Annotated in this window: 15 protein-coding genes; 8 read left to right on the top strand and 7 right to left on the bottom strand. The window is 48.3% G+C overall.

Going from position 1 to position 20,855, the window contains the following annotated elements; all coding sequences use genetic code 11:
- Positions 1-95: 95 nt before the first annotated feature.
- Both NLBNIHML_RS11545 and NLBNIHML_RS11540 read right to left on the bottom strand, forming a co-directional pair.
- The gene (locus tag NLBNIHML_RS11545; RefSeq protein WP_339237417.1) at positions 96-905 is read right to left on the bottom strand and encodes a histidinol-phosphatase; all 810 of its coding nucleotides are present in this window, start codon (positions 903-905) and stop codon (positions 96-98) included.
- 30 nt (positions 906-935) lie between these two features.
- Positions 936-1,838, bottom strand: coding sequence for a LysR family transcriptional regulator (locus NLBNIHML_RS11540; protein ID WP_036605798.1), 903 nt, complete (start codon positions 1,836-1,838; stop codon positions 936-938).
- A 456-nt stretch (positions 1,839-2,294) separates the two neighbouring features.
- Between NLBNIHML_RS11540 and NLBNIHML_RS11535 the strand changes: the two genes are divergently transcribed.
- The 5 genes from NLBNIHML_RS11535 to NLBNIHML_RS11515 all read left to right on the top strand — a co-directional run bounded on the left by NLBNIHML_RS11535 (position 2,295) and on the right by NLBNIHML_RS11515 (position 7,398).
- The gene (locus tag NLBNIHML_RS11535) at positions 2,295-2,753 is read left to right on the top strand and encodes a chemotaxis protein CheX (RefSeq protein ID WP_062837913.1); all 459 of its coding nucleotides are present in this window, start codon (positions 2,295-2,297) and stop codon (positions 2,751-2,753) included.
- Between the two features lie 56 nt (positions 2,754-2,809).
- Positions 2,810-3,583, top strand: a complete 774-nt coding sequence (locus NLBNIHML_RS11530) for an SDR family NAD(P)-dependent oxidoreductase (RefSeq protein WP_494354413.1) — start codon at positions 2,810-2,812, stop codon at positions 3,581-3,583.
- A 435-nt stretch (positions 3,584-4,018) separates the two neighbouring features.
- Positions 4,019-5,398: a DEAD/DEAH box helicase gene (locus NLBNIHML_RS11525; protein WP_494354412.1), complete on the top strand. Its 1,380-nt coding sequence runs from the start codon at positions 4,019-4,021 to the stop codon at positions 5,396-5,398.
- A 27-nt stretch (positions 5,399-5,425) separates the two neighbouring features.
- Entirely contained in the window at positions 5,426-6,178 is a 753-nt protein-coding gene (locus tag NLBNIHML_RS11520) for an ABC transporter ATP-binding protein (RefSeq protein WP_339257191.1), read from the top strand.
- A 2-nt stretch (positions 6,179-6,180) separates the two neighbouring features.
- Positions 6,181-7,398 (top strand): ABC transporter permease, encoded by a 1,218-nt coding sequence (locus NLBNIHML_RS11515; RefSeq protein ID WP_494354411.1) that lies wholly within the window; start codon positions 6,181-6,183, stop codon positions 7,396-7,398.
- 169 nt (positions 7,399-7,567) lie between these two features.
- Here the strand turns inward: NLBNIHML_RS11515 and NLBNIHML_RS11510 are convergent, their stop codons facing one another.
- The 3 genes from NLBNIHML_RS11510 to NLBNIHML_RS11500 all read right to left on the bottom strand — a co-directional run bounded on the left by NLBNIHML_RS11510 (position 7,568) and on the right by NLBNIHML_RS11500 (position 10,050).
- Positions 7,568-7,693 (bottom strand): YjcZ family sporulation protein, encoded by a 126-nt coding sequence (locus NLBNIHML_RS11510; RefSeq protein WP_206759599.1) that lies wholly within the window; start codon positions 7,691-7,693, stop codon positions 7,568-7,570.
- Positions 7,694-7,955: 262 nt separating this feature from the next.
- Positions 7,956-9,254: an aminotransferase class I/II-fold pyridoxal phosphate-dependent enzyme gene (locus NLBNIHML_RS11505; protein WP_339257188.1), complete on the bottom strand. Its 1,299-nt coding sequence runs from the start codon at positions 9,252-9,254 to the stop codon at positions 7,956-7,958.
- A 178-nt stretch (positions 9,255-9,432) separates the two neighbouring features.
- The gene (locus NLBNIHML_RS11500; RefSeq protein WP_494354410.1) at positions 9,433-10,050 is read right to left on the bottom strand and encodes a pyridoxamine 5'-phosphate oxidase family protein; all 618 of its coding nucleotides are present in this window, start codon (positions 10,048-10,050) and stop codon (positions 9,433-9,435) included.
- A gap of 155 nt (positions 10,051-10,205) precedes the next feature.
- Here NLBNIHML_RS11500 and pdxR point away from each other — a divergent pair, with 155 nt between their 5' ends.
- Together pdxR and NLBNIHML_RS11490 are read left to right on the top strand one after the other, a co-directional pair.
- Complete coding sequence (pdxR, locus tag NLBNIHML_RS11495; protein ID WP_472479445.1) at positions 10,206-11,663, top strand: MocR-like pyridoxine biosynthesis transcription factor PdxR; 1,458 nt, start codon at positions 10,206-10,208, stop codon at positions 11,661-11,663.
- A 178-nt stretch (positions 11,664-11,841) separates the two neighbouring features.
- On the top strand, positions 11,842-12,627 hold the full coding sequence (locus NLBNIHML_RS11490; protein ID WP_105601246.1) for an AraC family transcriptional regulator: 786 nt from the start codon (positions 11,842-11,844) through the stop codon (positions 12,625-12,627).
- A gap of 346 nt (positions 12,628-12,973) precedes the next feature.
- On the opposite strand, the gene asd is transcribed toward NLBNIHML_RS11490, so the two are convergent.
- Both asd and NLBNIHML_RS11480 read right to left on the bottom strand, forming a co-directional pair.
- Positions 12,974-13,765, bottom strand: coding sequence for an archaetidylserine decarboxylase (gene asd / locus NLBNIHML_RS11485; protein ID WP_339237400.1), 792 nt, complete (start codon positions 13,763-13,765; stop codon positions 12,974-12,976).
- 85 nt (positions 13,766-13,850) lie between these two features.
- Complete coding sequence (locus tag NLBNIHML_RS11480) at positions 13,851-14,984, bottom strand: YheC/YheD family endospore coat-associated protein (RefSeq protein WP_339237397.1); 1,134 nt, start codon at positions 14,982-14,984, stop codon at positions 13,851-13,853.
- A gap of 480 nt (positions 14,985-15,464) precedes the next feature.
- Between NLBNIHML_RS11480 and NLBNIHML_RS11475 the strand changes: the two genes are divergently transcribed.
- On the top strand, positions 15,465-20,714 hold the full coding sequence (locus NLBNIHML_RS11475) for a WIAG-tail domain (protein WP_494354409.1): 5,250 nt from the start codon (positions 15,465-15,467) through the stop codon (positions 20,712-20,714).
- Positions 20,715-20,855 lie beyond the last annotated feature (141 nt).

The following is a 20,855-nucleotide window of genomic DNA, read 5'->3' as shown; positions in this document are numbered from 1 at the left end:
TGTAAAATTTAATTATATTTCCTTATATAGGGCAATACAAAACCCCCACGGCGTAAACAAGCGCGCTGTGGGGGTTACCTGTGGTTCTATATTTTTTACAGTGATACAACCTGCATCTGTTTTTGCTTAAAATACACCCATTCAGTGAATCCGATCTCCAGCAGACGTGTACGAACATCATCCAGCTCATCTGCAACCCGCTGTGGTTTATGAGCGTCCGATCCAAAAGTCACCTTCACCCCATAATGATGGGCACGTTCCAGAATGGCATCTGAAGGGTACCAGCCACCGCTGAGTTTGGTTTTGCCAGATGTGTTAATTTCGATCGCTACATTGGATTCTGCAATGACCTGCAACGTTTCATCAATGGCCTGATCCGCGATAATTTCGGAGAACGGTGGATAATTTCCTTTCATCGCGTCAATGTGTCCAAGAATCTGGAACATGCCGCTGCGTGCCGATTGCCGGATTAATGAATAATAGCTTTCTTTCACTTCAACTTTGCGAGCATCGCTCAGTCCGTTCCACCGCGTTTTGTTGAAGATGCTTACATCCTCGGTATGATGAACGGAACCAATAATATAGTCAAAAGGATACTGTCCCAGTGTGGTACGGTACAATTCTGCATGAACAGGGAAGTAATCCGATTCAATGCCGAGTAACACATCGATTTTACCAGCGTACTCTTCTTTCAGAGCAAGGACTTCTTTCACATAATGCTGCAATTCAGACTTGCCCATTGCGATCCGTGGAAATGCCTGCTCAAGCTCACTGCCAAAGTATGGCGTATGATCCGAGATCCCGATGGCCTGAAGCCCTGCCTTAATACCTGCCTCTATATAATCGCGGATGTTGCCGTCTGCGTGACCACAACGAAAATGATGGGTATGAAGATCAAATTTCATATGGAATCCTTCCTTTCTCATGGCTCATTGTCATTCTGAACTGATGAATTGGGTTTCCGGCATGCCTTTGAGGTCACTTATGAATTGCTGCATCGCGGAGTTGAGGTACCGGCTGGACTTATAGATGACACCAACAGGATGACTGACCTCCAGCTCACTTAAGGGTATCATACGCAATGTACCTTGACGCAACTCATGCGCAACAGATTGTTTGGAGATGACAGCTGCCCCGAGATCAATTTCGACCATCCGTTTCACTTCTTCGCTGCTGGACAACTCCATTACAATATTGGGTTCAATATTATGTTTCTTGAAAATGGTTTCCGTAAATCGTCGCCCTACGGTATCAGGAGACAGCAGAATCAATGGAGTGCTCCGGAGTACATCCACTGCAGCATGTTTTTTCTTCGCCAACGGGTGGGAAGGAGATACCACGAGTTCAAATGTGTCATAGTACAGCACAGACGTATTCAGGTTGGGATTACGCTCCGTAAGATAACCGATACCAATATCAACCAGACCATTTTCGACCTGGGTATAGATCTGTGATGAAGGAAGGGATTGAATACTGGTTTTGATGAGCGGGAATTGATCTTGGAAATAGGATAACACCCTTGGCAAGATCTGAATAGCAATGGAAGTCGTTGTGCCTAACACAATCCGTCCCTGAGGCGTTTCATCGAGATCGGATAATTTTTGTTTCAACTCATCAACGATGTCGAGCATCCGTTCAGCATGTTCCAGAAATACCTGTCCACGGTCTGTGAGGGTAACGGGTTGGTTACGATCCACAAGAACGGTGCTGAATTCGTCCTCGAGGCTTTTGATCTGGGCTGAGACGGCAGGCTGAGTCAAGTTGAGAAGTTCACCCGCTTTGCGGAAGCTCATCGTTTTGGAAATGGTAATTAGTGTCTCCAGTTGGCTTATGTTCATAGGTGGCCTCCTTGCAGGAAAAGTATCTTCGATATGTAGATGTGGTGCGATGAAATACCGTCACTGGTTATTGTTCCGTTATCTTAAATTATAGGTGATTCAGGACAGCAGAGCAATGAAGGGAATTATCGGGAGTAAAAGTAGTTCAAGAGACTGTGAAAAAAACGTGAATACAAGAATTTGATTTTTTTAACAGTTATGAAAAAGCAGTAATAAAGTCCTAAATGCCTTTTACCACGCACGATGATCGAAATGCTTTCTTCAAAAGAAGTGAAAAGCTCCGTTTATTCGCTAGAATCAGCTATAAACATTTGCCCCACGGATGACGATAAATTATAGTACACATGATTTAACGAATTCTTAATGAATTCTTGTACGTGATAAAGTATAATAAATTTAATGAATATGGGACTTTTGGTGTGTGACCAATAACCCAGTGTGAGGGGGACATAGACAGTGAAAGCGGAAGTGATTAATCCTTTCCTGGAATCGGCACGGAACGTATTCGAACAGCTCATCCAGGTTTCGCCTTCCACCGGGAGTCTTGGCGTGAAAAATGTAGAGTTCATTGCAGACCATGTCTGGATCGTGATTGGAATGACTGGACAACTTAGCGGAAACATAGTATTTGGAATCAATGAACAAGTTGCATTGAAAATTGTATCTGCAATGATGGGCGGTTTTGTCATTACAGAGATGGATGAAATGAGCAAAAGTGCAATTTCGGAACTGGGTAATATGATCAGTGGTAATGCCAGCACCATCCTGTCGAACCAGGGTGTTGTAGTTGATATTACACCTCCACAAGTGATGAAGTCCGAACATCTGACCACATTTAGTGCAACAAAAGCACTGAGCATTCCTTTGCTGATGGATGGCATTGGTGAGATGGATATTCAGGTCATGATCTCGTAGAATAGAGCCATATGCCTCAAGAGGCAATATGTGTTCAATACGGGAGGACATCGGGTATGCTGAAAGACCAGGTAGTGTTTATTACAGGTGCATCGAGTGGTATCGGTGCGCTGTGTGCGCAGATGCTGATAGAAGAAGGAGCCATCCCGATTCTGGCTGCCCGTTCGCGGGACAAGCTGGAAGAGATTGGTGCTTCGCTGAAAGGGCCGCATGAATTACTCACACTTGATGTTACGGATAGTGAGCAGGTTCAGGCAGCTGTAGAGGCGATATTGCATAAATACGGACGAATCGACATTTTGTTGAACAACGCTGGTTACGGGAAATTCGCGGCAATGACGGAGATGTCTGTACAGGAATTCGATGAGATGATGGACGTGAATTACATGGGCATTGTCCGCTGCACCAAAGCAGTGCTTCCACAAATGCTGGAACGGGGCAAAGGTCAGATTGTGAATGTGGCCTCGATGGCTGGCAAAATCGGTACAGCCAAATCCGCTTCCTATACAGCAACGAAACATGCTGTACTCGGATTTAGTAATGCGCTTCGTCAAGAGCTTCGCAAGACTGGCGTCATGGTGACAACGATTAATCCAGGTCCGATTGATACACCATTCTTCCAACGGGCTGACCCATCTGGCAACTATGTGAATAATGTACGTTGGATGATGTTGAAACCGGAAGATGTTGCGGGTCATATGATTCGGGCAATGAAAAAGCGCAAGGAAGAAGTGAATCTGCCAAGACTTGCTTCTGCTGGCATGTGGCTGTACCAGCTATTTCCTCGTCTTGCAGATCGATTGTCGCACGGTGTAATGAATCAGAAGTAAATGTGATACGAGGCATCATATACGGGATGAGAGAAAGGCTCCGCCGAGGGGCTTTTCTTTTTTTTGGCGTGTTTACATACAATCCTGGAATAAGATTTGGTACACGGGCTTTTTTCGCATATAATGAAAGGTAATGTGATGACAGGCTTCGGTTATATCCGTACAAGCAACTTATATGTTCAACTAACATTTACACAATAACGGAGAGGACAGAAATAACCTGAAGAAGCGAAGCTAAAAGCTTTCTGAAAGAAAGCTGCATCGGAAGCATACGCTTCACCTTTATCAACGGAATTTTCCTTTTAAAAAAGGAATCAAAAAAATCTGGGGATAACAGTGATCGGAAGGTTGTTCTGTCCTCGAAGTGTCAGTGTAAATAATGATTAGTTGAACTTATATAACATCAAAATGAATAATTTAAAAGGATGGACATACATGACGAATCAAACATTTGCTTCAATTGGCGTGGAACAGGATCTGGAGGCCGTTTTGGCGAAACATGGCATTAACGAACCTTCACCTGTACAGGCTCAGACCATACCAGTTATTCTGGAAGGGCGGGATGTTGTATCCAAATCCCAGACGGGAACAGGGAAAACGCTGGCATATCTCCTGCCAATGCTACAATCCATCAAAATGGATGTCAAAGGTACGCAGAAACTCGTTATTGCACCTACACAAGAGCTGGCGATGCAGATTGTACGTGAGGCACAGCGCTACGGGGAAGAACGCAAAATTGGTGTATTGGGTCTGATTGGTGGCGCGGCGGCAAAACGTCAGATCGAGAAGCTGCGTGAGCATCCACAATTGGTTGTGGGCACACCGGGACGACTGAAGGAATTGATTACACTCAAAAAACTGAAAATGCACAACGTCTCTACGATTGTTATCGATGAAGCGGACCAAGTGTTCCAACTTGGCGGCGTAAGTGACGTAAACTTTGTACTCAAGAGCGCATTGCGGGACCGTCAGTTGATCTTCCTGTCCGCAACGATTGATGAGCATACGGCTGGACTCGCGAAGCGTGAGATGAAAGAGCCTGTTCAGATCGGAATCGAACCGGATCGTGCTACGGCTGCGGGCCTTGAGCATTATTATTTTGTAGAAGAAAACCGTAACAAAATCGACATGCTGCGTCGTCTGGTTAGACAGTATAATCCGGATCGCGCAATCGTATTTGTGAATGCAACCGAAGATATTGGTGAAGTGGAAGCAAAAATGAATCATCTGGGCTTGTCCGCTGCTGCACTGTATGGGGATGCTGACAAAGTGACCCGAAGTAACGTATTGTCTGCCTTCCGTAATGGCAAACTGCAATTGCTGATTGCCAGCGAAGTCGCTGCCAGAGGACTGGATATCGAAGGATTGCCAATGGTCATTAACTATGACCCTGCCTTTGATTCGGAGCATTATGTTCACCGCGCAGGTCGTACAGGCCGAATGGGACGTTCGGGTATTGTACTCTCCATTGTGGATGAAACTCAGATTTTCATTATGCGCAAATTCGCTCGCGAGCTTGGAATCGAACTGTCAGAACGTGTACTCTTCGGCGGTAAAGTATTGGAGGCTGATCCGCGTCCGGATACGCGCCCGGAGGGACATTCGTTCTCCAGAAAACCAGGACAATCCAGAGATCGTAAACCAGGTCAGGGTCAGGGCAGCCGCAATGGCGGTACTCGAGCTACGATTTCCAATTCGCGTCCATCGGGCAGCAAACCTGCTGGCAATACAGGACGCACGGAGCGAGATCAGGATCGTAAAAACAAGGGAGCACCCAAGTGGAGTAAAGACAAAACGCCACGCTCCGAAGAATAGAATCTGACGAAAGGGGTGCAGGAATAGATGGAAAATGTTCAATCGCCTGTTCTGCAAATCAGCGGGCTAAGCGGAGGTTATAGTGCCAAACGGCCGGTCCTTCACGGTATCGATCTGGAAGTCGGACGTGGAGAGATGGTTGGACTAATCGGCTTAAACGGTGCTGGCAAAAGTACAACCATGAAACATATTCTCGGCTTGATGACACCTCAACAGGGTGAAGTACGAGTGATGGGCAAGAAGCGGGACGAGGATGCCCAGATCTATCAATCGGCCATGGCATTCGTACCGGAATCACCTGAACTGTATGATGAGATGACGGTAATGGAGCACCTGGAGTTTACGGCAAGAGCGTACAATGTGTCGGAGGCTGACTTCAAGCAACGTACGGAGAAATTGCTGCAATTATTCCGTATGAATGAAAAAAGTACAAGTCTGTCGACTCACCTGTCCAAGGGCATGCGGCAAAAGGTCATGATTATGTGTGCTTTTGTGGCAGGACCGCCACTGTACATTATTGATGAGCCTTTTCTGGGGCTGGACCCGCTGGGTATTCGCTCCTTGCTTGATTTTATGCTTGAGATGAAAGCTTCGGGATCGTCCATCCTTCTGAGTTCACACATTCTGTCCACGATTGAAAATTACTGTGATCGTTTTATTGTTCTGCACCGCGGACAGGTGATTGCTCAAGGGACATTGCATGAATTGCGCCTTCAATTCGGGGAATCGGATGCCACGCTGGAGCACATGTTCTATTCCCTAGTACAAGGCAGGGATTGAGCATGGATCTCAAGCTGCTATGGAAGCAAAGACGCACAGGATTCTGGAACGGAATTCTTCCTTATCTGGGATATGTCATCCAGAGCGGTGTAGCTATGGTCTTTTTATTTCTCGTCATTGCGTTCTCCGCCTGGTATACATCGTTTGTTCAGAACATTCCCGCAGAATTCCCGATTCGCTGGATTGCATTGTTACTGCTGGCGCCACTGGTGCTGTTTAGCAGTTATCGTACATATCTGCTTCCGGCAGATATTGTGTTCCTGCGACCACAGGAATACCGGATGCAGGAATATTTGAAGAACAGCTTTGCCCGGGGCATCATCTATAAAAGTCTGGGTCTGCTGCTTGTGTTTGTTACACTGTGGCCTCTCTATGTTAGAGCAGATCTGGATGCACGGCCATTTGGCTGGTTCATCGTATTCCTGCTGCTGTGGAAAGGGTTGTCCAGTTATGGAGCATGGCAAGAGCTAAGAATGGTTCAGGTCGGGGCATCAAGAGCATATCGTCTCTTGCGTTGGGCTCTGTCAGTGCTGGCGGTTGGCGCATGGCTGTGGCAACCACCACAGCGCAGCATATGGTTCCTGCTGTTACTGGCTGTCGTCTATATCGTTGCCTTGCGTATACCGGTGAAACATAGGGTAGCGTGGGAACGACTGATTCAGGTGGAGCAGGGGCAGGCTGGCAGGGTGATGCGGACGCTCGGCTGGTTCGTGGATGTACCTTCATCCGGACAGAAAGTAAGTTCGCGTCGTTGGCTTAGCAAATGGGGGAGCGGTCTTCCATGGAACGCGGGGAAAGCTTACCGTTACTTAATAACCAAAACGTTTATTCGAACCGAAGTGTTCTCCATCGTGTTGCGCCTAGTTGTATTGGGCATGTTACTATCCTGGTGGACAGCAGGCAGCTACTTTGGTGTAGGCGTGTATCTGTTCTTCCTGTTGCTTGCAGGTGTACAGCTTGGTGCGCTGCGCCGCAGTCATAGTGAATCGTTCTGGATCATGATCTATCCGATCTCGGGAGAGAGTCGTCGTTCTCAGGTGTTGGGGTTCATATTACATCTGCATGCGCTGGCTGCGTTGTTCATGTGGCTGCCTATGCTGGCTGCCGGAGCGAGTGGACTGACTGTCACCGGAGTAGCCCTTATTTTGGGCATACTGGTGATTGTGATTATGCGCCGTTCGCAAGGCAACAAGTGGTTGAAGGAAGAGGAAGATGAGTGAATGAATGATTGAACCTAACGTACCTCACTCCAGCCCAGATGGTGGTTGAGTTGGACGGTGATCATTAATAGAACAACAAAGAAGGGTATTCCGGGCTGTGTCCCGGAATACCCTTCTTCATGTTGCCATCAGATCACTTGCTTCTCCGCGCATGTGTGTGTATTCAGTACTAACAGAGGAATGATTTCGTGATAATAACGAGCAAGATGAACAGAACAAGAATGGCACCTGTGTTCGTAAATCCTCCGTAACCGCCGCATCCATAACCGCCTCTTGTATCTTCAACTCCAGACATGGTCATTCCCCTTTCAAGTGGTTGTTTGGCACGCCCTTGCGTACATCGTATACTATGTGCCTTGGGGGTGGGCTGATTGGGCCGATGCCCGGTAAAGCCAGAATTTCGAGCTTTTGGGCAGCTGTCCGGGTGTAGCAGTGATATCTGGCGAGTTGTAAAACACAAAAAGAACTAAAAGAACCCTCTATATATTCGGAGACATGTAACGTCGTCCCGGCATACAGAGGGTTCTTATATCATTCAGGGTTCAGGTCTGTTTTAACTAAGTCGTCCGCAGATCCTGAACTCCACGATAGACGGTTTCATACAGATCTTCCAATCCGGATTCTTCAATACAGGAGAATGCGATGCGCAGATCCGCTTCACCAAGCGCGATTGTACCCACGCCGTATTTGTGAAGTAGATGGCTCCGAAGTTCTTCAGCGCCAACTTCTTTCAGCTTCAGGCACATGAAGTAACCGGAGTTGAACGGATAATAATCCCATGCATCATCATACTTTCCGCTATCAAGAATGGCCTTCACTTTATTGGCGCGGCCTTTCATAATCTCGAACTTCTCCTGTTTCTGTGCTTCAAACTCCGGTGCTTTGAGTGCATCCAATACAAAAGTCTGGGAAGGATGCGGGCCGCTGGAGATCGTTGCCCGGATAATACCGAGTGTTTTTTGTTCCAATGCATGCAGAACGGCTGCATCTTCATGGGCATACGTAATGAATCCAACGCGGAAGCCCCATACGAACTCTTCCTTGGTTGCACCATCCACTTTTACGGTCAACACACGTGGATGAATGTTGGCAAGCTTGCCAAACAGGGATTCATGAATGGAATCTTCGAAGAACAGCCCAAAGTACGCATCATCTGTTACAGCAACCACGTTCACGCCAGCTTCAGCTGCCTGATGAATCGTGTTTACAATGGCATCTGCTTCTTTGGCTCCAGGCGTATAACCTGTAGGGTTATTCGGGAAGTTGAGCAGCACGATGGCTTTACCTTTGTCCTTTTGATCAAGCAACGCCTGAAGCAGACCGTCACTGTTGAAGTTCAATTGATCATCGAACAGGGGATAATGAACCAACTGGCCATGACGACGGATGCCGAAGGTCAGCTCGTAATTTTCCCAGTTTTTATCCGGATATATGACAGCGTCCCCTTCATCGGTGAACAGGTCGGCTACGATACTTAGTCCATGGGTTAATGCATTGGTTACAATCGGATTGCCGAATGTTTTGCCTTCCAGGGAAGGTGTCTCCTTCAGCATCTTGTCTCTCCAGACGGTCCGCAATTCAGGTTTGCCTGCAGGTGGAGCGTAAGGATACAGATCCTTTGGCTGGAATGCAGACAGCTTCTCCTGAATAACCTGGAGATGCATCGGCACACCACCCTCCAGGGCGATACCAATCGTGGCATTATGGGTCTTGGCCAAGCTTGCTGCTTCAGCAGATTGACTCAAAATCCCCTCTTTTGGAAAATAAATTTCTTTGCCAAGCTGTGACAGCATGGAGTAGACGTGACTGCTGCCTGTCTGAATACTTTCGTTCAACTGTTCAGCCAGTGGATTCATTCTTTTCATCCTTCCAAGTCTTTGTGATTCAACTGCCTAACATTATATCACCTTGACATGCCCCCGTCACGGAAATTACGCAATATGACAGTTATATCACTTTACCGCGTTGTTGCAGAGGGTTTCGAGGTGGGAATTAGCTGAATTTATCCTTGGATGAATCCTCTGAAAATGAAATTTATTGCTGATGAAATGGACAATATTTCCGCATCATCTCAGCGGTTTCAGCATCTCGTCCCTCATTGCGCTGTTCCAGTTCACCCCGTATATGATCCAAGCGTTCAATGGACCAATTTTGTCCGAATTTAAATTTGGCAGTGACTCGTTCGGGGATGATTCTTACAACGGCTACAGCTTTGAGGTTGCCTGTGTAACGCGGGTCAGTAGCATCAATCGGTACATATCCGCCTTGCGGCTGGAGTTTTTCCATGAATCGTTGCAGTACCTTAGCCTTAATGTCCAGATCCTTAACCGGTTCTGCCTGACCGAAGGCCATGACACTTTTGAAGAATGAAGTCGCCGGACAAGCAAGCTCGGGATCACTGAAATAGGATGGAATCAAGGAGAATTCTTCAGCTACCGTGAAACTGACCGACGAATCCTGTTTGATCTGTTTCATCTTCTCGCCAGCCAGACTGCCGTGGAAATAAAAGCAACCGTCCATATAAACGAAATTCAGTGGCGTAACCCGTGGTTGTGCATCCGGACTGACCGTCCCCAGAAACCCGAAGGAGCACTGATCCAGAAATGCCGTAATTTCTTGTTCTTCATCTACTGTGAATTCTTTCCGTCTCATGTGTATTCCCCCATCAATGAAATGTATAATAGAACGCCATATCTTATGGATAACAATAGTTCATACATTGACAATGAAATAGATCCAATTTAGATTCACTTTAGTAGGCCAATTGGTCAGGATACATAATGAAGACGAATGAAGAGAGGTGCATGATGGAATTGTGGCTGCCGATGGATACCTATGAACTTCAGCATCGATACAAGTATGAGGCATTGTACCATGCGTTACGTGATGCCATTCATGCAGGCACATTGGTGGGAGGCACAAGACTTCCTTCCACCCGTGAGTTGGCAAGGCAATATGAGATGTCACGTGGTTCGGTAGCTCAGGTATACGACATGCTGCTTGCGGATGGTTATGTCCATGCGCATCGGGGAAGAGGTACCTTTGTAACCGAAACATTATCCGCCCAGGAAAATGAGAAACAGGAAGCCGTTCTCAGTCTCTCTCCCTGGGGCGAGCGGGTACAGAGGTTGAATACGCAACATGAGGTCCTGCGGACCACAATGTCTTCACCGAAGCCGTCCGTCATTGATTTTCAAATGCAGCGCATGCCTGCCGAACATTTCCCGCTAGGGGAATGGAAGAGTGCGCTCGCTGCTGTTCATCGCAGTGGTTGGCGAGAATCGAGCGGTGCAGCTGGTGATCCGGAACTGCGTGAGGCCATCGCCTCCCATCTCAGATGGACTCGTGGCATCCAGGCTGAAGCAGCTCAGATTGTATTGTTCAGTGGGTCAATGCAAGGCATAACCTTACTGTCTCAACTGCTGATTACGGAGAATGCAGCAGTTGTATTGGAGAATCCGGGTTATCCGGGTATCGCCCATGCCGTCAAGTCCTGTGGTGGGTACATCATCCCGGCAGATGTGGATGCTGCAGGCATTATTCCGCAGCCTTGGGAGGCACAGACGTTATTCGTCACCCCTACTCGTCAGTTTCCAACAGGTGCCGTGCTGGGGTTGGACAGAAGACGTGCCTTGCTTGCGTGGGCCTCGAAGCGGAATGCGGTCATTATCGAAGACGATTATGACAGTGAATTCCGATGGGGCGGAAGACCAATTGAACCCCTCAAAGTGCTTGATCGTGAACAGCGTGTCATCTATGTCGGTTCATTCTCACAAACGATGGTTGCTTCGTTCCGACTTGGCTATGCCGTATTGCCACCTGGTCTGGTGGAACCTCTCCTTGCTGCCAAGGCCCTGTATGAGCCGGTACCTCCCGCGCTGTTGGAGCAGCGCGCACTGGCCAAATTTATGACCAGAGGGGGTTACCTGAGGCACTTACGGCGGTTAACCCGGTTATACGGGGAACGGCATGATTTTTTTGTCCGAGAGATGGAGCTACAGTTGCCGGAAGCATTCAAGATGCAGCTTGGTGATGCAGGACTGCATATCTACGCTACCTGGAATGGCGATGCAGACAGTTATCAGCGGTTTAAAAAGTTCGCTCGGGAGGATGGCATACTGTTTCGGGATGCAGAGCGATATCGGCTGACTTCAGGTCATCCGGCGGCCTGCTTTGCTTTTGCACATCTGGAGAAAGAAGAGATGACAGAGGGAATCCGGCGAATGCGGATAGCCTGGGAGAAGTGCACATTTTCGTTTCGGTGAATTCCGCTGTATAATAGGATAAGACATTTCGCTCCTGTAAGAGCAGAGATCATATATGAGCAAGTTGGATTGAATGATGCTAGATGCTGAAATACATATGGCCTTGATTGAAGATGTGAGATTCAGATCAGAATGATGCCATATGCAGAGAGATTAACTATCAAGGGGGAGTGGCGACATGCTGCAGGCATCGCCGTCATCATTTGTTATTTTGCCCGCTGTCGCCAAAATTGTCTGTGAACCGGGCTGGAAGTGGCAGAAGCGGGAAAAACCGATGCAAAACTATGATTTATTTTATGTATGGAGTGGTGAAGGAACGCTTGTACTGAATGACCAGTCGTATGAAGTTGGCAAGGGGAGTTGTTTTTTATTCAGGCCAGGAGATCATCCTACTGCAACACATAATAAACAAAAACCGTTGGTACTTACGTATATTCACTTCGATGTGGACGGACCTGTGACTGATGTGCCTCAGTCCTATCGTGAGGTACAGGAAACGGTGGAATTTGAGCACTTGCTGGCACGTTATGTAAGACTGTTCTTATCGGATGTGTACGGACGTGATGAAGAGAGTCGATTGATTCTGAAGCAGTTGATGATTCATTTGCTGCGCGCCGATACGGAAGAACCTGTGGAGAAAAAGGTAAGCAACCAGTTGTCCGATGTTATCCAGGAGGTCGCCAATTATGTGCGTCAGCATCCAGGGATTACACATCGGGTGGAAGATCTGGCTGCCCGAGCGGGCTTATCACCCCGGTACTTCTCGATCAAGTTCAAGGAACTGGTCGGATCATCGGTGCAATCTTATATTATCCGCATGCGTATTGAACGGGCGGAACATCTGCTGGTGCATACCGGCATGAATGTGACCGAAGTGGCAGATGCTCTGGGATACCGGGATATTTTCTTTTTCAGTCGTCAGTTCAAGCAGTATACAGGCAAAAGCCCGTCCGAGATTCGTTAAAATTCGGATGGGAAGAACATGACAACGTTTCAAGTCTGGAACGCAAGGGTAAATATCTAGCATTCCAGATGACCAAAAGGGGGAACTTGTGATGAACGGAAAACGTCGGGTCCGCAACCGGGGATGCTCTACGAAGGGATGCAATATTTTCCGGAACCGTCTGCGTCGCGTCAAACCGGCAGGAGACTTGCAAGATGTGTGGTTTTGAGGAGAACTCAGCAGACCAATAATGACGGAGCGAAGCTTCGTATTGCATGTATACATGGATCGATATGAAGACATAAAGAGGATGGCGCAATACCTGGTTACAGGTGCTGCGCCATCCTCTTTATTTGCGTATGGACCATTAATTCTTCGGTTTCAAACGTCCAAGCAATGCGCCCATTTTGACCGAATCGCCTGGCTGTAGGCCTGGTTTTGGTTCAAATGTACCACTCTGCGTGAGCAGAACAACAGTGGAACCGAATTCAAAATAGGCCAGATCATCGCCTTGTGCCCAGGTACTTGTGTCCGCGTTAGCATACTGTATGCTACTCACGTTCATTGCACCCACTTTGACAACCGCCACTTCACCGTAATCGTGTGCGATATACGTAATGAGCCGCTCGTTTCGACTAAGCACGGATTTCATATGGGTCAGCCCAAAGTCATTCACGGGATAAACTTTGCCCTTGATGTGTTCGCTCTCTATTTTGCGGCCGCTGACAGGTGCATGAATGCGGTGATAGTCGCGAGGGCTGAGATAGAGAACGAATCCGTATCCGTGCTTGTACTTCTCCAAATGGGGAGAATGGTTTAATAATTCAGCAAGTGTATAATTTTGTCCCTTAACATTCAGGAGTGTCCCTGCAGATATTGGACCGGCTGCCGTAATCTTGGCATCTACCGGGCTGATCAGTGCATGCTCTGAAAGTTCCAACGGGCGCATGCCCGGCTTTAACTTGCGGGTAAAGAAATCGTTCAGTGAACGGTATTCCTTCCAATCTTTCTCGGCCTCCTGAACAGGGATGTCGTAGGTCCGGACAAAATAAGGGATAAATGCCTTACTTCCCCGGCTTTTGGAAAAGGCTCCCACAGTCCGGGAGATCCATTTGCGCGAAGAAAGCTCGGTCATTAATCGCAACAGCGTTTTTGCCATGAATATCCCCCTTAGGGTTAATGCGAACTTCAAGGCCGGCAAGACCGGCCGTTCTGCATAATATTGACACAGAATGCACACGAAATCAATATGATCTCCTATCGTATGTCTGCGGTTGTCTTGGAATTCTCGAATTCTGTTCCAGCAGCAGACGACCATAAGCCATGGGATTGCTGTACGTTGTCTTCCATTGTTCGGACATTCCCGCCTTGCGAAATCCATAACGCTGGTCGCGTCCATTACATTCAATAAAATAGATCTGGCCATTGCGCGTTATCCCGAGATCAAGGCCCAGATCAGCCAGATGTGGAAGACTGGCCGCTAATATACGGGCAATTCGGAGCGCAACGAATTCAATTCTGTGCTCCAGTCGGGCTAGATCAAATTCGGATTCCACTGCCCCACCAAGAGCCTCTGCAAGTTTCATGACTTTACCGCCTTGGGCGATGTTGGTGACAAACGTATGCGCAGGAGCCGCTTTGGCAAACATGCCTGTAATTCCCCACAAGCCATCACCGCCACGCTGTACGGATACCCTCAGATCGACCGGTCTGCCCTCATAACGCACCAGAGGGATACGCTGTTCAATGAGGTAGGCATGACGAAAGATCCGCCTTAGGGTGGAGGAAGGAAGCTGTCCTTTGCTCAATCGGAAGGTTGCCCATCCTCTACGTGCAGCCTTCGTCTCACAGGTTAGTTTCCACTGTCCATCTCGTTCAAAGACACGCATAATACCATGACCGATGCTACCGCTGCATGGTTTGATGACCAGGTCATCATAATGTTCCATCATATAGGCCAGAGATTCTGGCGTAGCTTTAACGGCATGGGGCAGGTGTTCTCTTAAGATGAGATCCTGATGAAGCATGTCATGAATATGATCTTTACGGTACCGGTTGCGAACGTTGAATACCTGAATGCCCTGCAACATCAGCTTGCTGATCTGATGCTGTTCTGTCCGTCGAAGCTGAAGTGAACGGTTATGAATGACGGAGGGCAATAACATGCGTTCGCGAACATATCTGCCTTCTTTTTTTACATAGGCTAAACATGTTTTTTGATCCGAATCAATATCTTCCAGCCGCAAAAAGCAGGGGGTTAATCCATAACTGGCCGCTGCCTGTTCATAATTCGCGAGTGATTCCTGACCGGTCCTTCCGGCCGGTATCCCCCGGTACATGCGTGAATCGAACATAATACCGATCGTTTCTTGGAGCATGACCGTTCCTCCTTCGATGTTATCGCGACCATGGATCGTCCATTCATGGAATGCCGGCCTGTCACCGCATGGCTCAGACATCGCGATAACGCAGACCGGTGTGTAAGTGCATCGCTATGCACGAGCGTTAGCTTAGGTCATGACTGAAAACTCCGAAGGAAGCAGGTTTGGCCGAATTTTCGTTCCAAGCAAGGGAAAGTGCCGCAGCACGGGGAGAAAAGACGGTGAACGATGCACTTCAGGAGTTCTCAGACACGACATAGACATAATATTCTATGACATGATTGGGACGGGGGCGTGGACAGCCGCCTTTCCTCTACCATCCTAACACGCCTATTTCCACGAAGTTCATCGAACCTTCCTGTCTTGATGCCTATACATTGGTGCTCTGGCATTCGCAAAAGTCATAAATGAAGTGGCAGATGCCCATATGGAAGCATATGATGCCGGAGATGAACGTTTGAGGAAGGAGCAAGCTGCATGAGTAAAAATGGCAAAAAGAAGGTTCCGACGCCGAAACTGCGGCATGTGAGCCCAAAATTCAAGGAATTGGAACTGACGGATCGCAGGGCAGATAAGATGAATTCAGGTTTCACTGTGAATAGGGAAGAGCGATTGAGTACGAATAAAAGGGATTCGAGAGCTGTTCAGGCTTCGGAAGAATTCCTGCTAGAATCAACAGAACTACCTGCAACAATGAACGAGTTGGTGGAGCTAGAGGCCGAAGCCGAAATCAAGACGGACCACGTAGCGTCTGATAGTAAGGAAGTTGAGACGCAAGATGTCTCCGAAAAGCAGCTTCAGGTTAGCAGCGTGGCTCCGCCCGCTCTGGTAGAAGAGCAGGACATTAACAAGCAGGACATCAATAAACAAGAGATCACAAACAGGGATCGGCTGCAGATCCTGAACCAGAACCAGATGCCGGGTCATACCGGACATTACATCTACACGGATGATTTGAGTGAATTTGCTGTTACGGAGAGCAAACTGGCTCCTTTCTCTGTGGATGCCTCCAAGCTGAAACCGGATGCGGTCGGCAGTGAAGCATTGCAGGATTATGCAGTGACCAGCATTCATATTGCAGACGGGGCCATTGTTTCCGCGAAACTTGCAGAAGCGTCGGTATCTGAGGAGCACTTGATTGACGGTTCTGTATCTGGTCACAAAATACGAAATGCTTCTATCGCCGGTGAGAAAATCAGAGATGGCAGTATAACTTCTCAGAAGCTTGGTAATCAGGTCATCGATTCGACCAAAATTGCCGATGGTTCGATCGGCACAAGACATCTCAGCCGCATGCTGGTAACGGAAGAGTTAATCAAGAATCATGCCGTAACTGGAGACAAGATCGCGATTAGCGGCGTGGATACAAGGCACCTCACCGGAGGAGCAGTGCATACTTCCAAACTGGCTGATGATGCGGTGACTACATCCAAAATCCGTGAAGCTGCTGTCACAGGCAGCAAAATTGAAGAACTATCCATCGAGTCTCACCATATTCAGGCAGGTGCTGTTAAACAGACTCATCTGGCAGAAGGGGCTGTCGGCCGTTCACAACTATCGAGTGGCAGTATTGGAAGTGACCAGATTGAGGATGGGTCCATACAAACTAGACATTTGGCAGAGGGTTCACTAAGTGGAAGACATCTACTGGACGGTTCAATCGGTTCAAGCCAGATTCGCGCTCATGCCGTTGGCAAGGAACAGATTGGCAATGGAGAAGTGGGCAGTGAGCATTTGACGGAAGGTGCAGTAACCAGCAGCAAACTGGCAGACCAGTCTGTTGGAACAGCAAAATTGCTGGAGCAATCCATTACGGCTTCCAAGATTGCTGATCAAAGCATCATTTCTTCCAAAATTGCGGATGAAGCCGTACAGGGTAAACATCTTGCCAAAGGTTCCATTCGTGCGGAACACATTGCAAATCGGGGAATCACGCCAGTACATGTGGATAATTCCGCAATTCATTCCATTCATATTGCTAGTGGAAGCATCGAGGCAACTCATCTGTCGACAGGAAGTGTATCCGGAGATGCTCTCGCAGATGGGGTAGTATCTGAGCGGCATCTTGCAGAGTCCTCCGTAGGTACGTATGAATTGCAGGATGCTGCTGTTACAGATGTTAAGCTCGCGGATGGAAGTGTGACAACAGAAAAGCTTGGAACGGCATCGGTGAGCAGCAGAGTGCTTGCCCCGGGAAGTGTTAGTTCCTCGCATCTTGCGAACGGTGGAGTCACAGGTACACATCTCGCTCCAGGGAGTGTGGGTTCCGAGGCCCTGAGGCCGTATGCAGTGAAATCAGATCATCTGACAGAACATGCCGTAGGCGCACCTCATCTTCAACCAGGCAGTGTTGAAACAGATGCTATTGCACGGGCGGCGGTCACAACGGAAAAATTGGCTCCTGGCAGTATAACTTCAGCCCAGTTGGCTGGTGGGTCCATTTTTCCACCTCATCTAACCGATCATGCGGTTACCTCACCGAAGCTCTCACCAGAGAGTGTTGCCACAGATAAACTGGCGGATTTTGCAGTTACGTCAGCTAAACTGGCAGACGGAAGCGTGACTTCTTCCAAAATTATGGCAGAAAGTATTAACGCCAAACATATTCCAGCCGGAACGATTCGCGGATATCACCTGAAGCAGCATGCCGTTTCCCTGGAACATTTGTCGGAGGAAATACGCACACCGGAATTATTTGCTGATGGAAGTATTACGGGAAACAAACTTCGGCACGGGTCCGTAAGTGCGGACCATTTGGCAGCAGACTCGGTATCCGGGACAGAACTGCAACAGGGTGCTGTAGGTAGCGAGCACTTGCAGCCATCTGTAGTACAATCCGTGCATTTGGCTGAAGGCAGCGTGAAAGCTGAACATTTGGGAACTCAAGTAATAAGCTCACAGCATCTGAAGGCAGACATCATTCATGCGGAGCATATTGCTGAACAGGTGGTCACATCACATCACTTGGCACCTGGATCTGTCGAAACAGACCATCTGGCCCCTTTATCCATTACAGCGGCTCATCTTCAGCCAGGTTTGATCAGTGGTTTGCATCTCCAGGCAGAGTCGACAAGTGCTGTTCATCTGCAGCAAGGAGCTGTACATTCCCGTCATATTCAGGATGGTGAAATTCTTCCTCATCATATCCATGAACGCAGCATCGGAACGTCTCATCTGGAAGAAGAGGCGGTAAGTACGATTATTTTGCAGGATGAATCCGTAACACGCTCCAAACTAGCAAGCGGTAGTGTTGATGGCAGCAAATTAGCTGCAGGGGCAGTATCAGCTACTCACATTGCCAACGAAAGTGTGCAAACGCGTCATATCCAGGAAGGAGCAATCCTGGCTGATCATATTCAAGAATGCAGTATTGGCTCAATTCATCTGGATGAGGAGTCCGTGAGTGAGTTTCATCTGCAAAATGGATCTGTTACGAGTGCCAAACTGGCGGACGGCAGTATAAATGGCAGCAAGTTACTCGAAGGTACGGTATCGGGGATGCATATTGCATCCGAAAGCGTGCAATCCGAGCATATTCAGGCAGACGCCATTCATGCTGGACACATCCAGGAACGAAGCATCGGCACAATCCATCTGGAAGAGGAAGCAGTAAGTGCCGTTCATCTGCAAAATGGGTCCGTCGTCAGTGCCAAACTGGCCGACAGCAGTGTAACCGGCAGCAAATTGCTCGAAGATGCGGTGTCGGGAATCCATATCGCATCCGAAAGTGTGCAATCCCGCCATATTCAGGAAGGAGCAATCCTGGCTGACCATATTCAGGAGCACAGCATCGGCATGTATCACTTGGAAGAGGAAGCGGTAAGTGCCATTCATCTGCAAAATGGGTCTGTCACAAGTACCAAGTTGGCCGACGGCAGTGTAACGGGCAGCAAGCTGCTTGAAGGATCGGTATCGGATATCCACATGGCAGATGATAGTGTGCAATCCCGTCAGATTCAAGCAGGAGCCATTCATGCTGATCATATTCAAGAGCGGAGCATCGGCACGGCACATTTGGAAGAGGAAGCGGTAAGTGCTATTCATTTGCAAAATGGATCTGTCACAAGTGCCAAACTGGCGGATAACAGTATAACGGGCAGCAAGTTACTCGAAGGCACGGTATCGGGGATTCATATCGCATCGGACAGTGTACAATCCGGGCATATTCAGGCAGGAGCCATTCATGCTGATCATATTCAGGAGCGAAGCATCGGCACAACCCATCTGGAAGAGGAAGCGGTAAGTGCCGTTCATCTGCAAAATGGATCGGTCACAAGTGCTAAATTGGCTGACGGTAGCATAAACGGCAGCAAATTGCTCGATGATGCTGTATGCGGGAGCCATATCGCATCCGAAAGTGTGCAAACTCGCCATATCCAGGCAGGAGCAATCCTTGCTGATCATATTCAGGAGCATAGCATCGGTACGTCCCATATAGAGGAAGAGGCAATAAGTGCGGTTCATCTGCAAGATGGGTCAATAACGGGTGCCAAACTGACCGATGGCAGTGTAACGGGCAGCAAATTGCTTGAAGATGCGGTGTCGGATGTCCACATTGCAAATGGAAGTATACAATCCCGTCATATCCAGGAGAGAGCCATACATGCTGACCATATTCAGGAGCGTAGCATTGGGATCTCTCACCTCAAAGCAGAATCGGTAAGTGCGATTCACCTGCACAATGGTTCCATAACAAGTGCCAAAATGGCGGACGGCAGTGTTAACGGTAATAAATTGCTTGAAGGTGCGGTATCGGCTATCCACTTGGCAGACAACAGTGTGCAATCTAGGCATATTCAGGATGGATCGATCCTTGCTGAACATATTCAAGAACACAGTATTCGCACAACCCATCTGGAAGAAGAAGCGGTAAGCGGTGTTCATCTGCAAAATGGGTCCGTCACTAGTGCCAAATTGGCCGATGGCAGCGTGAACGGCAGCAAACTGAGTGATCAGAGTATTACTTCCAATCACTTAAATGCAGGGATTGTAGGTCCGGCACATTTGAGCGAAGAGATATGGAATGCGATTCGTCAGTTCAGTGGAGAAACGCTGGAGCAACTGGCAGCGATCCGAAGACAAGAGGGATTAATTCAAACGGAGAGCGAAGCAGCAGAGCCTTTACAGCAGACCCTGGTCGAAGGAATACCCGGTCCTGTTCTGGAAGTAACACAAATTCACGAGACATCGAATCAGGAGCCGGAGCAACAACAAGAGTTGCTATCTCCAAGTGATCAGCTTGGCGAACCAGAGGCGGCCTTGTTCACCACAGAACAGGCAGATCAGGCTCAGCAACCGCAGCTTGAACAGTCACAGGAGAACGCTGGAACGACGGAGTTTGTGTTAAGTGAACAATCGGTTACACAGGAGCATCTGTGTAATGATGCCGTAGGCAGCAGCCAGTTGCAATCGGGGGCAGTTCAGGCCAAACATCTGGCCTTCCAACCCGTTCGCAGCGTAAGCAAGCAACCGGTTGTACAACAATTCGGAATGGAAGCTTTTGTCCTGCCAGAGAGTGAAGGAAGCACAGAGGTAACCGTTGTTTTTGAAGAGTCATTTGCTTCAGAACATTATGTGATTGTGGGTATGAGCAATGATCGGGGATTCCAGATTTCCCTGCTCTCGCAAAGTGAAGACGAAGCAGTGCTTGAGGTGTCGCGTACGGCAGATTGCAAGCATACGTACGGGTTATTGTCATGGATTGCTGCGGGACCTTCGCAAGGATAGTGAAGGTTGTTGTATCCTTATTACACGAATGACAAAAGCGGTGTCCAGAGTTGTCCGGGACACCGCTTTTGGTTTGAACTAAGCTTAATCCGTTCGGACGGTGGGGGGTGTCTGAACGTTTGGATACCATTAGGATGAGTA

This window comes from Paenibacillus sp. JNU01 (genome assembly GCF_059130585.1).
This window is presented reverse-complemented; position numbering and strand designations above follow the sequence as displayed.